9 protein-coding genes are annotated in these 12,185 nt (G+C 71.5%); all 9 read left to right on the top strand.

Annotation, left to right across the window (positions count from 1 at the left end):
- The first annotated feature begins 1 nt into the window (after position 1).
- Positions 2-1,081 carry a FecCD family ABC transporter permease gene (locus ACH34T_RS32900; protein ID WP_396024840.1) on the top strand — a complete coding sequence of 360 codons (1,080 nt, stop codon included), beginning with the start codon at positions 2-4 and terminating at the stop codon, positions 1,079-1,081.
- A 3-nt stretch (positions 1,082-1,084) separates the two neighbouring features.
- Positions 1,085-1,969, top strand: a complete 885-nt coding sequence (locus tag ACH34T_RS32895; protein ID WP_396024839.1) for an ABC transporter ATP-binding protein — start codon at positions 1,085-1,087, stop codon at positions 1,967-1,969.
- A gap of 89 nt (positions 1,970-2,058) precedes the next feature.
- Positions 2,059-3,117: an iron-siderophore ABC transporter substrate-binding protein gene (locus tag ACH34T_RS32890; RefSeq protein WP_396024838.1), complete on the top strand. Its 1,059-nt coding sequence runs from the start codon at positions 2,059-2,061 to the stop codon at positions 3,115-3,117.
- Positions 3,118-3,119: 2 nt separating this feature from the next.
- A complete protein-coding gene (locus ACH34T_RS32885) occupies positions 3,120-4,943 on the top strand; it encodes an ABC transporter ATP-binding protein (protein WP_396024837.1) in 1,824 nt (607 codons plus the stop codon).
- Between the two features lie 15 nt (positions 4,944-4,958).
- Complete coding sequence (locus ACH34T_RS32880) at positions 4,959-6,659, top strand: ABC transporter transmembrane domain-containing protein (protein WP_396024836.1); 1,701 nt, start codon at positions 4,959-4,961, stop codon at positions 6,657-6,659.
- Positions 6,660-6,783: 124 nt separating this feature from the next.
- Positions 6,784-7,908, top strand: coding sequence for an ABC transporter substrate-binding protein (locus tag ACH34T_RS32875; protein WP_396024835.1), 1,125 nt, complete (start codon positions 6,784-6,786; stop codon positions 7,906-7,908).
- Positions 7,905-9,629 (top strand): ABC transporter permease, encoded by a 1,725-nt coding sequence (locus ACH34T_RS32870; protein WP_396024834.1) that lies wholly within the window; start codon positions 7,905-7,907, stop codon positions 9,627-9,629. The genes ACH34T_RS32875 and ACH34T_RS32870 overlap by 4 nt, the downstream gene beginning before the upstream one ends.
- 17 nt (positions 9,630-9,646) lie before the next feature.
- Positions 9,647-10,783 (top strand): ABC transporter ATP-binding protein, encoded by a 1,137-nt coding sequence (locus ACH34T_RS32865; protein WP_396024833.1) that lies wholly within the window; start codon positions 9,647-9,649, stop codon positions 10,781-10,783.
- Entirely contained in the window at positions 10,780-12,177 is a 1,398-nt protein-coding gene (locus ACH34T_RS32860) for a CapA family protein (RefSeq protein ID WP_396024832.1), read from the top strand. The genes ACH34T_RS32865 and ACH34T_RS32860 overlap by 4 nt, the downstream gene beginning before the upstream one ends.
- Positions 12,178-12,185 lie beyond the last annotated feature (8 nt).

The raw sequence follows: 12,185 nt of genomic DNA, 5'->3' as shown, positions 1-12,185 counted from the left end.
CATGAACGGGACGGACGTGAAGCGAAGCCCCGTGACGCCGGGCGTACGGCTCGGCGGGGTGTCGTTCGTGTGGCGGCCGTGGCCCGTCCTCGTCGCGCTGGTGCTGGCGGCGGCGACGTTCCTGGTGTTCTGCCTGTCCATCGGCGTCGGCGACTTCCCGATCGCGCTGCCCCGGGTGATCGCCACGATCCTCGGCCGCGGCGAGCGCGTCGACGAGTTCGTGATCATGGACCTGCGGATGCCGCGCGCCCTCGCCGGGCTCCTCGTCGGGATCGCGCTCGGCGTGTCGGGGGCGATCACGCAGTCGATCGCGCGCAACCCGCTGGCCAGCCCGGACGTCCTCGGGATCACCGGCGGCGCCAGCGCGGTCGCGGTGTTCCTGGTGACGGTGCCGGGCGGAGCGTCCGCGGTGATCGCCGACTCCGTGGGCCTGTCAGCGGCGGCGCTCGCGGGCGCTCTCGGCACCGGGCTGCTCGTGTACTTCCTGGCGTGGCGGCGCGGGGTCGACGGCTTCCGGCTCATCCTCATCGGCATCTCGATGACCGCCCTGATGGAGGCGATCACGAACTGGCTGCTGGTCACGGCCGACATCAGGGACGTGGCCCGCGCCCAGGCCTGGCTGATCGGCTCGCTGGACGGACGCTCCTGGGACGACGTCCGCGTGGCGATCTGGTGCGCGGTCGTCCTCCTGGTCGTCGTCGCGGTGGCCGCGTTCCAGTTCAGGCCGCTGCACCTCGGCGACGACGTCGCGGCGGGCCTGGGCGTCCGCTACTCGATGGTGCGGGCGGTCATGCTGCTGTGCGCCGTGCTGCTCGCCGGTGTGGCGGTGAGCGCCGCGGGCCCGGTCCCGTTCGTCGCGCTGGTGGCGCCGCAGGTGGCGATGCGGCTGGCGCGCGTCCCGACGCCGCCGCTGGTGGCGTCCGGGCTGGTGGGCGCGCTGCTGCTGATCGGCGCCGACCTGGTGGCGCGCACGGCGCTGCGGGTCACGCTGCCGGTCGGCGTGGTCACGGCCGTGATCGGCGGCCCCTTCCTCGTCTACCTGCTGGTGCGGGCGAACCTCCGACGGTCGGCCCGGGGGTAGGCGATGCCGAGCAAAGGAGATCCTGTGGCCGCCGGACACGGCACAGCTGGCGCGCCGCTGGCGGCGCGGGACGTCACGGTCGGGTACGGCGGACGGACGGTCATCGACGGCCTCGACGTCGCGATCCCGGCCGGGGTGATCACCACGATCATCGGCCCCAACGGCTGCGGGAAGACGACCCTGCTGCGGACGCTGTCGCGGCTGCTGAAGCCGTCCAGGGGCACGGTCGTCCTGGACGGCGAGGACATCGTCAAGCTCAGGACCAGGGACGTCGCGAAGAAGCTCGGCCTCCTCCCGCAGGCGCCGGTCGCGCCGGAGGGGCTGACGGTGGCCGACCTGGTCGCGCGGGGCCGCCATCCGCACCAGAGCTGGCTGCGGCAGTGGTCGTCGGACGACGCCGCCGTCGTGGAACGCGCGCTGGCCATGACCGGGGTGTCCGACCTGGCCGACCGTCCGGTGGACGCGCTGTCCGGCGGCCAGCGCCAGCGCGTCTGGATCTCGATGACGCTGGCGCAGGGCACCGACCTGCTGCTGCTGGACGAGCCCACCACCTACCTGGACCTGGCGCACGCGATCGACGTCCTCGACCTGGTGGACGACCTGCACGAGTCGGGCCGCACCGTCGTGATGGTCCTGCACGACCTCAACCTGGCGACGCGCTACAGCGACAACCTGATCGTGATGCGGGCGGGGTCGATCCTGGCGCAGGGTCATCCCCGGGACGTGATCACCGCCGGGCTGCTGGACGAGGCGTTCGGGCTGCGCGCGGAGGTGATCGACGACCCGGTGGGCGACCGTCCGCTGATCGTGCCGATCGGGCGCACCCACGTCCGTCCAGGCCACGCCGATCCGCGACCGGACCCCGCCGGGGACGAAGATCCACTTTAGGTTAGGCTGTCCTTATTTCCGCATGTTAGGGTGCGTTTGCCCTGGAACGATCCAGGCGGCGTCCCGCTTGAAAGCAAGGGATTTTTCGCATGCCCTCCTCCCGTTCGACTCGTCCGAGATCCCGGCGGCGGCTGGCCGCGCTCCTGTCCGCCGTGACCCTCGGCGTCGCGCTCCTCGCGGGCTGCGGCTCCGACTCGGACGACCCGGGCGGCGACGGCCAGCCGGCCGCGGCGGGCGGCGTCTTCCCGGTCACCGTGGAGCACGCGTTCGGATCCACGAAGATCACCGAGGCCCCGAAGCGGGTCGTCTCCGTCGGCTACACCGACGACCAGGCCATCCTCGCGCTCGGCACCAAACCGGTCGGCATGGTCGACCAGTACCCGAACCCGGCGGGCACGTCCCCCGACATCAACACCCAGTGGCCCTGGGTGAAGGACAAATGGGGCGGCGCGAAGCCCGACGTCGTCATGAACAACGGCGACACCGGCCCGAACTTCGAGAAGATCGCCGCGCTGCGGCCCGACCTGATCATCGCGGTCTACTCCGAGATCGACCAGGCCGCCTACGACAAGCTCTCCAAGATCGCCCCGACCGTCGGCCGCACCAAGGCGGAGAAGGAGCCGTTCAGCGCGCCGTGGCAGGACAACGCGGTGCACATCGCCAAGGCGCTCGGCAAGGAGGCCGAGGGCAAGCAGCTCGTGCAGGGCATCCAGGCCAAGCTCGACGCCGCCCGCAAGGCGCACCCCGCGTTCGCGGGCCAGACCGCCGTCGCCGTGTCCTGGTACAAGGACTCGATCGCACCGTTCACCACCACCGACGTGCGCGGACGGCTGCTCTCCGGCATCGGCTTCAAGGGCGCCACGGAGGTCGACAAGATCGCGGGCGGCAAGTTCTTCACGGTCCTGTCCCCCGAGCGCATGGACCTCATCGACGTCGACCGCATCTTCGTGATAAACGACAAGGCCGACCAGGACGCGCTGAAGAAGTTCGAGCTGTTCGCGAACCTCTCCGCGGTCAAGGGCGGGAAGGTGTCCTACCTGCTGGACAGCGAGGGCCCGGCGATCGGCGCGGCCATGTCGCAGGGCACGCTGCTCTCCCTGCCGTACGCGATCGACGAGCTGGTCAAAGCGGCAGCAACAGCCGCCTAGGAGTGGCCGCCACCGACACGCGCGCCGCACCGGCGACGGCGGCGTCCCTGCACACGGCGTCCGGACGCGAGGCAGCCCGATGGGTCGCGGCGCACCTCCGTGACGTGCCGTGGCTGACGTCCGCGACCGTCCTCACCACGGTGGCCGGGGCGGCGCTCCAGGTGCTGCCTGTGCTGCTGCTCGGCCGGGTCGCCGACGGGGTGATCGGCGGCGAGCCGCAGTCGGTCCTGGTCACGATCGGGGCGCTGATGGTGGCCGCCGCGCTGCTCGGCGCGGCGGCCACCGCGGCGTCGACGTACCTGATCGGACGGCTCGGCGCGGACCTGCTCGCACGCCTCCGCGAAGGCGCCGTCCGCGCGGTCCTGGGAATGCCGAGCGCGCGCATCGAGCAGGTCGGCCGGGGGGACGTGCTGTCCAGGGTCGGCGACGACGTGGCCGTGGTGTCGAAGGGCATCCGGACGGCGATCCCCACGGTGTTCTCGGCGGGCGTGCTGGTCGTCATCGCCACCGCCGGGATGTTCGGCCTGGACTGGCGGCTCGGCCTCGCGGGCGCGGGCGCGCTGCCCGCGTACGCGCTGGCGCTGCGCTGGTACCTCCCCCGGTCCGCCCCGCTCTACCGGCGGCAGCGGGCGGCGCAGGCGGACCGGGCGCAGGCGCTGATCAGCGGCCTGGACGGGATCGGCACCGTCCGGGCGTACCGGCTTGAGGACGCGTTCCGCGCGAAGGTCACCGCCGAGTCGTGGCGCGTGCGCGACCTCGGCATCGAGGTGTTCCGGTTCTTCGGCCGGTTCGTCGGCAGGGAGAACCGCGCGGAGTTCATCGGGCTCGTCCTGATCGTCGTGGTGGGGTACGCGCTGCTGGAGGCGGACGCCGCCACCCTGGGCGAGGTGTCGGCGGCCCCGCTGCTGTTCCACCGGCTGTTCAACCCGCTGGGCTCCATCATGTTCACGTTCGACGAGGCGCAGAAGTCGGGCGCGAGCCTGACGCGGCTGGTCGGGGTGCTGGGCGAAGCCGCGGAGGACCGCCTTGTCGGCCAGGCCGCAGAGGGCCGCCTGGTCGGCGACCCGGACGTCCCGCCGCCGACCGCCACCGCGTGTCCGGTGACGGTGGACGGGCTGACGTTCAGCTATCCAGGCGCCGAGGAGCCCGTGCTCCGGGACGTCGACCTGACGATCCCGGCGGGCGGCTCGCTCGCGCTGGTGGGGGCGACGGGCGCGGGCAAGTCGACCCTGGCCGCGCTGATCGCGGGCATCGGGACGCCGCAGAAGGGCTCGGTCCGCATCGGCTCGACGGATCTCGCCCGGCTCGACGAGGCCGAGGCCAGGTCGCTGGTGAGCATCCTGACGCAGGAGACGCACGTGTTCTCCGGCCCGCTCGCCGACGACCTGCGGCTCTCCGCCCCGGACGCGACCGATGCCGAGCTGACGAAGGCGCTGCGCACGGCAGGCGCCGCCGAATGGGTCGGCGCGCTGCCCGGCGGCCTGGACACCCGGGTCGGCGAGGGCGGCGAGCGCCTCGACGTCACCAAGATCGCCCAGATCGCCCTGGCCCGCCTGGTGCTGGGCCGCTCCCCGGTCGTGGTGCTGGACGAGTCGACCGCCGAAGCGGGCAGCCAGGGCGCCGCCGAGCTGGAACGGGCCGTGCTGGCCGCATGCCGGGGCCGCACCACATTGTTCGTCGCGCACCGGCTGACCCAGGCGATGGCCGCCGACCGTATAGCCGTCCTGGACGCAGGACGCGTTGTCGAACAGGGAACCCACGAGGAATTGGTGGCCCTGGGCGGCCGGTACGCGCGCCTGTGGCGGGCCTGGCGAGAAGGCAGTTAGGCAGCGTCCACGTCGATGACACCCACCAACCCAATGCGGTCCCGCACGGGCTCCGCGATCCTCCGTTCCGCGCTGCGCCGCAATGTCGGCGCGATGACGCGGGGCACCGTCCTCATGGGCCTGTACCAGGCGGGCGAGACGGCCTTCCCCATCGCGCTGGGCCTGATCGTCGAGCACACGATGCGGGACCGGAGCCTCGGCGCGCTCGGCCTGTCGATCGCCGCGCTCGCCGTCATCATCACGACGGTGTCGTTCTCGTGGCGGTTCGGGATGCGGATCCTGCAGAAGGCCAACACGACGGAGGCGCACCGCTGGCGGGTGGAGGTCGCGTCCTGCGGGCTCCAGCCGGTGGCCAGGGACGTCGACCTCAAGTCAGGCGAGGTGCTGACGATCGCCACCGAGGACGCCGACCAGACCGCCGACATCATCGAGGTGGTGCCGCTGCTGCTCAGCTCGCTGGTCGCGGTGCTGGTGGCGGCGGTCGCGCTGGGCCTGGCGAGCGTCCAGCTCGGCCTGCTGGTGATCGTGGGGACGATCGCGATCCTGGCGATCCTGAGCGTGCTGTCCAGGCGGATCGGCGCCGGGACCCGGGAGCAGCAGGCCCGGGTGGCGCGGGCGGGCGCGAAGGTCGCCGACCTGATCACCGGGCTGCGGCCGCTGCGCGGCTTCGGCGGCAACCACGCGGCGTTCGGGTCCTATCGGACGGTCAGCGCGGAGGCCAAGCACCAGGCGTTCGTCGTCGCGCGGGCGAACGGCGCGTACGCGGGCGCCGCGCTCGCGCTGAACGCGCTCCTCGCCGCCGCCGTGACGCTCATGGCTGGACGGCTCGCGTTCCAGGGCCAGATCAGCATCGGACAGCTGGTCATGGCCGTGGGCCTGGCGCAGTTCATCATCGAGCCGCTGAAGCTGTTCTCGCAGATGCCGACGTACGTGATGGTCGCGCGCGCGTCGGCGGAGCGGATGGCGCTGGTCCTGGCCGCGCCGCCGGTGACGGTTCCGGGGCGCGGACGTCCGGAACCGGGCGGCGGCCTCGACGTCGACGGCGTCCGGTACGGCTCCCTGGACAAGCTGCGGTTCACGGTGTCGCCCGGCGAGTTCGTGGCGGTCGCCGCCTACCAGCCGCGCGCGGGTGCCGACCTCGCCTCGATCCTGGCGGCCACCGTCCCGCCCGGCGCGTACGAGGGCGCGGTCCGTGTCGGCGGACGGGACATCGCCGACCTGTCGATCGAGGCGCTCCGCGAGCACGTGCTGGTGAACCCGTACGACGGGGAGATCTTCGCGGGCACCCTCCGCACGAACATCGACCCGGCGGGCACCGGACGGAGCGTCGCCGAGGCGGTCGAGGCGTCCATGCTGACCGACGTCGTCGCCCTCCACCGCGACGGGCTCGACCATGCCGTTCGCGACCGGGGCGCGAACCTGTCCGGCGGGCAGCGGCAGCGGCTGTCGCTGGCCCGCGCCCTGGCCGCCGACGCCGACGTCCTCGTCCTGCACGACCCGACGACCGCCGTTGACGCCGTCACCGAGCAGCTGATCGCGCGCAACGTCGCCGGGCTGCGCCGGGGCCGCACCACCATCGTGATCACCAGCAGCCCGCCGCTCCTGGACGCCGCCGACCGGGTCCTCGTCCTGGACGGCGGCGTCATCACCGCCGAGGGCACGCACCGCACTCTCCTCGGCGCCGACACGACCTACCGCCTCGCCGTATCCCGGTGACATAGCCCGCTGAACGAGCCGATCGGCGGTTGACAACGAGCGACACTCGACTCCATAGTCTATAGACGACCGAGTGTATTGTGCATACTACTGAACTCGCCCCTCTCGTTCTCCGGATGCCCCCATGGCGAAAACACTTGAAATGACGCGGCGGACGCGCCCCCTAGGCCTCCTGATCGCCGCCCTCGGGCTCGTCGTTGTCGCGGGCTGCGGAAGCGGGGCCGCCACCGGAACCGACCTCGGCACGAACGTCTCCGAGCTCGGCGGAATGGACGCCCTGGCCAGAAAGGCGAAAGAGGAGGGCAGGCTGCTCCTCTACACCGCGCCCCGCCAGGACGTCATGCTGAAATGGGTCAAGCCGTTCGAGGAGAAGTACGGCGTCAAAGTCCAGGTGTACCGGGCCGCCAGCAATCAGGTGTACCAGCGGCTCGGGCAGGAGGAGATGACCAAGCGGGTCAAAGCCGACCTGACCATCTACAGCGGCCGCGCCGATTTCGAGGACGCCGTGAAGAAGGGTTGGTACGACCGCTACCGTCCGGCGACCGCCGCCCGATTCCCCGCCGGAAACGTCATCCCGGACCGCGCGTATCCGGTGTACGCCACCGCCGGTGCCGTCGCCTGGAACACCAAGGCGGTTCCGGCGGACCTTCAGGCGAAACTGCGGTCCGACCCGTTCAACGCTCTGCTCGACCCGCGCCTCAAGGGGAAGATCGTCGCCGACAACCCGCTCGCCGGGGGCACGGCCCTGCTGAACTTCGCGCTTCCGGCGGTGCACGACGCCAGGTTCGGCTGGCCGTATCTGGAGAAGCTGGCGGAGCAGCGTCCCGCGCTCGTGGTCGGCGTCGGCTCGATCACCGACTCGCTGATCCAGGGCACCTATTCCGCGTCCTTCTTCGGCACCGAATCGCTCTTCGCCGACAAGGTGCTCGACGGCGCGCCCGTCCAGTGGGCGTATCCGAAGCCGACGTACGCGTCACAGTTCTACATGGCCATCGCGCACCGTTCCCCGCACCCCTACGCGGCCCGTCTCTTCATGGAATGGGCGACGTCGGACGAGGCCCAGCGCTCGATCTCCACGGTGTCCAACGGCATTTCGCTGCTCCAGGGCTGGCAGGACGAAAGGAAGTTCACCGAATTCAAGTGGTACCGGCCGCCGAACGGCCTCTGGTACGGCGACATCGACCCGAAACTGCGCGGACAGCAACTCGAAGACTTCAAGGCAAAATGGAAAAGCATCTTCCAGAAGTGACCGACGCCGACGGAGCGCGCGGGCGGGCGCGCAGGCGGGCGCGCGGGCGGGCGCGCGACCTGCTGCCGGCCGCGCTGGTCTGGGTCCCGCTGATCCCGTTGATCATCGGCCCGTTCGCCCTGATGGTCGCGGGCGGGTTCCTCAAGGACCCGATCGACCTCGGGGCCGGGACGTCGACGCGCGCCGTCTCCGAGGTGTTCGCGTCCGCCGAGATGATGGAGACGCTCGGCAAGACGGTCGCGATGGCGATCGGCATCGGTGTCGTCTCCACGGCCGTGGGCGCCGCGCTCGCCTGGGTGGCCGTCCGGGCGAAGATCCGTTTCGCCGGGCTGTTCGAGGCGCTGATCATGGCGCCGCTGTTCCTGTCCCCGTTCATCACGACGGTGGCGTGGGTCTGGCTCGCGGCCCCCGACTCGGGCGTGCTCAACCGGATGCTGGCCGCCGCGCACGTCCCCGACTTCCTCCGGCTCAACGTGCTGTCGTTCTGGGGGATCGTCTTCGTGCTGGTCACGCACTACGTCCCGTACGCGTACCTGTTCCTCGCCGGGGCGCTGCGCAACACCGACGGCAACCTGGAGGCGGCGTCGTACGTCTGCGGCCGGGGCGTTTTCCAGACCGCCGTCCGGGTGCTGTTCCCGCTGGTGCGCCCGGCGCTGCTGTCGTCGGTGCTGTTCATCAGCATCCTGGCGGCGGGGATGTTCTCCGTCCCGGCGATCCTGGGCGCGAGGTCGTCGTTCCGGCCGCTGTCGGTGGAGGTGTACCGCGCGGCCTACGGCTACCCGCCGGACCTGCCGCGGGCCGCCGCGATCGGGACGCTGCTGACCATGCTGAGCTTCGCCGGGCTCTGGCTGTACCGGCGGAGCATCCGGCAGACCCGCCGCTTCGTGTCGGTCACCGGACGGCAGTCGAGCCACACCGTGCTCGACCTCGGACGGCTCCGCCTGCTGATCTGGCCGGCCGTCCTCGTCTACATGGCCGTCACCGTGGCGATCCCGTACGCGGCGCTCGTCGTCATGTCCACGACCCGGTTCCTCACCGCGAACCTGGGCGACCTGCGCTTCACGCTGGACAACTGGCGGCAGGTGGGCGACGACGTCCAGATCAGGGACGCCCTCGTCAACACGGTGCTGGTCTCCACGGCGGTCGTCGTGGCCTGCGTGGTGATCGCGGTGCCGCTGGTGTACCTGACCGACCGGGTGAAGGTCCGCGGCGGCGGCCCGGCCACCTATGTCGCGGCCGCGCCGATCGCGATCCCCGGGATCGTCCTCGGCACCGGGGTGATCATCCTCTACATCCGCTCGGCGCTGTACGGGACGCTGGCGCTGCTCGCGCTCGCCTACGTCGCGCACTACCTGACCCACGCGACCCGGATCGTCGGCAACGGGCTCGCGCAGATCGAGGGCTCGCTGGAGGAGGCGGCGCAGATCTCCGGGGCGTCCAGGCGGCGCGTCCTCGCCACGATCGTCGCGCCGATCCTGCGGCCGTCGATCTTCTCCGCGGTCGTGATGATCTTCATCTTCGTGGTGCGGGAGGTGGACACCGCCGTGATGCTCTACTCCCCCGACTCCCTCGTGATGTCCGTGCTGGCGTGGAACTACGTCGACCAGGGCTCGGCCGCGCAGGCCGCCGTGGTCGGGATCCTGCAGACGCTGATCATGATCGCCGGGCTGGTGGTGGCCAGGGTGCTGCTCGGCGTCCGGATGGGACGGAACACGGTGTGATGGAAGGACGAGAGAAAGTGCCTGAACGCACCGCCCTGCGCGTCGCGGGAATGACGGCGGGCTACGACTCGGCGCAGGTCGTGCGCGGCATCGACTTCGACGTCCCGGCCGGACGGCTCGTCACGCTGCTCGGGCCCAGCGGATGCGGCAAGACGACGACGCTGCGCTGCGTCGCGGGCCTGCACCGGGTGTCCGGTGGCTCGATCAGCGTCCTCGGCGAGACGGTCGCCGGGCCCGGCGTCCATGTGCCGCCCGCGAAACGCGGCCTGAACATGGTGTTCCAGTCGTACGCGATCTGGCCGCACATGACGGTCTTCCAGAACGTCGCGTACGGGCTCAAGGCGCAGAAGGCCGCCCGTGCGGACATCACCGCCACGGTGCGGGAGATGCTGGAGCTGGTCGGCCTCCCCGACTACGCGGACCGCTCGGCCACCGACCTCAGCGGCGGCCAGCAGCAGCGCGTCGTGCTCGCGCGTGCGCTGGCGACCCGTCCGCGGCTCCTGCTCCTGGACGAGCCCCTCAGCAACCTCGACGCGCAGCTCCGCGTCCAGCTCCGCGGGCAGATCTCGGAGATCCAGCGGTCCACCGGCACGTCCGCGCTGTACGTGACGCACGACCAGGCCGAGGCGCTCTCCATGTCCGACACGATCGTGCTGCTGCGCGACGGGCTGGTGGAGCAGATCGGGACGCCCGAGGAGGTCTACCACCGTCCGGCGACCGTGTTCGCCGCCCGTTTCATCGGCGGCGCGACCGTGATCCCGGCCGTCGTCACCCAGGTCTCGGACGGCCGCGTGACCCTCCGCGCGGACGCGCTCGAAAGCGCACCGCGCCTGATCGTCGAGCGCCACGCGAAAGCGGGCCTCAGCCCCGGGGACGAGGTCGACATCGCGCTGCGTCCGGAGGCCGTCCGCGTCCACGAGCCCGGGGAGACGCCGGAGGTCAACGGGTTCCCGGCGCGGATCCGCTCGCGCGAGTTCCTCGGCAACCGGGTGGAGATGTCGCTGCGCTCGGGCCGGGTCACGGTGCGCGCCGACCTCCGCAGCCTCCCGGGAGCCGACGGCGACGAGGTGATCGTCTCGGCCGACCCGGCCCGGATGACCTGCATCCCCCGCGAGAACAGCGACGATCGAGCGATCGAGGAGCGAGAAGCATGACGACCGGACGGCGTTCGTACGACATCTCCCTGGCCGGCGAGTGCATGGTGATGCGGCCGTTCTCCGCGCACGACGATCCCGGCTTCACCGCCGTCCTGGACCTGCTGCGCGGCTCGGACCTCACCTACGCGCACCTGGAGACCAACCTCGGCGAGTACGACGAGATCGGCTGGCCCGCCAAGGCCGGCGAGATCGGCAGCTACCTGCTCTCCGACCCGCGCATCGCCGCCGACCTGCGATGGGCGGGCGTCGACGTTATGTCCCTGGCCAACAACCACAGCATGGACTTCGGCGCGCCCGGGATGCTGTCGACCATCCGGCACATCCGCGACGCGGGCATCGCGCACGCGGGCACCGGACGCGACCTGGAGGAGGCCCGCGAGCCCGCCTACCTCGAAACGCGCAAGGGCCGCGTCGCCCTGATCTCGGTGAGCTCGGGGAACAAGCCGCACGAGAACGCCGGCCTGCCGAAGGGCACCATCCGGGGACGGCCGGGCGTGAACCCGCTCCGCGTCCGGACGCGATTCCTCGTCGACCAGCCCGCCGCCAAGGCGCTCCAGGACATCGCGGGCCGCCTCGGCATCCTCCAGATGAACGGCATCAGGAAGGAGGGCAGCACCAAGCGCGGCCTCCGGGACGGCGAGTTCACGCTGGCCCTCCCCGAGGCGCAGTCGACGGTCGCGTCCACCGTGTTCGCCGAGTCCGACGCGTTCGCCATCGAGACGACCTGCGACGAACGCGACCTGGCCGGGAACCTGCGCGTCGTCGAGGAGGCGGTCGCCATGGCCGACCTGGTCATGGTCGCCCACCACTTCAACGTGGCGGAGGGCTCGCGCGGCGACGGGCCGCCCGCGTTCGCGCGGCAGTTCGCCCACGCCTGCATCGACGCCGGAGCCGACGTCTACATCGCGCACGGCTGGCACAAGACCCTCGGCATCGAGATCTACCAGGGCCGGCCCGCCTTCTACGGCATGGGCAATTTCTTCGCCCAGTCGGAGTTCATCCGGCGGGTCGCGTACGACTCCTACGAGGCGTGGGGACACGACGTCGACCGGCTCGGCACGCTGACCCCCGCCGCCCACCCGCTGCACCCCGGCCTGGACGCCGGCGGCCGGACCTGGTGGAGCTCCGCGGTCGTCCGGCTCACCCTGACGGACGGACGAGTAGAAGCCCTGCGCCTCCACCCGGTGGGCCTCGGACGGGAGGTCACCCCGGAGGCTCCGATCGTCCGGCCGACCGGCCGCGGCCCGCACACCCTCACCGAGGGCCGCCCGGTCACCGCGTCCCCCGAGGACGGCCTGCGGATCCTCCAGCGGATCAAGGATCTGTCCGCCGGATACGGCACCGACATCGAGATCGACGAACCCGCCGGAGTCGGCGTCCTGAAGCTCTGACATCCTCG

It is taken from the genome of Actinomadura sp. 9N215 (assembly GCF_044326345.1).
Classification (GTDB): domain Bacteria; phylum Actinomycetota; class Actinomycetes; order Streptosporangiales; family Streptosporangiaceae; genus Spirillospora.
The sequence above is the reverse complement of the archived record's forward strand: the minus strand, read 5'-3'. Positions and strand labels throughout refer to the sequence as shown.

Coding starts and splice junctions, on each gene's coding strand:
- ACH34T_RS32895 (WP_396024839.1), top strand. CDS start 1,085: ATGCCGAGCAAAGGAGATCCTGTGGCCGCCGGACACGGCACAGCTGGC.
- ACH34T_RS32860 (WP_396024832.1), top strand. CDS start 10,780: ATGACGACCGGACGGCGTTCGTACGACATCTCCCTGGCCGGCGAGTGC.
- ACH34T_RS32890 (WP_396024838.1), top strand. CDS start 2,059: ATGCCCTCCTCCCGTTCGACTCGTCCGAGATCCCGGCGGCGGCTGGCC.
- ACH34T_RS32880 (WP_396024836.1), top strand. CDS start 4,959: ATGACACCCACCAACCCAATGCGGTCCCGCACGGGCTCCGCGATCCTC.
- ACH34T_RS32900 (WP_396024840.1), top strand. CDS start 2: ATGAACGGGACGGACGTGAAGCGAAGCCCCGTGACGCCGGGCGTACGG.
- ACH34T_RS32875 (WP_396024835.1), top strand. CDS start 6,784: ATGGCGAAAACACTTGAAATGACGCGGCGGACGCGCCCCCTAGGCCTC.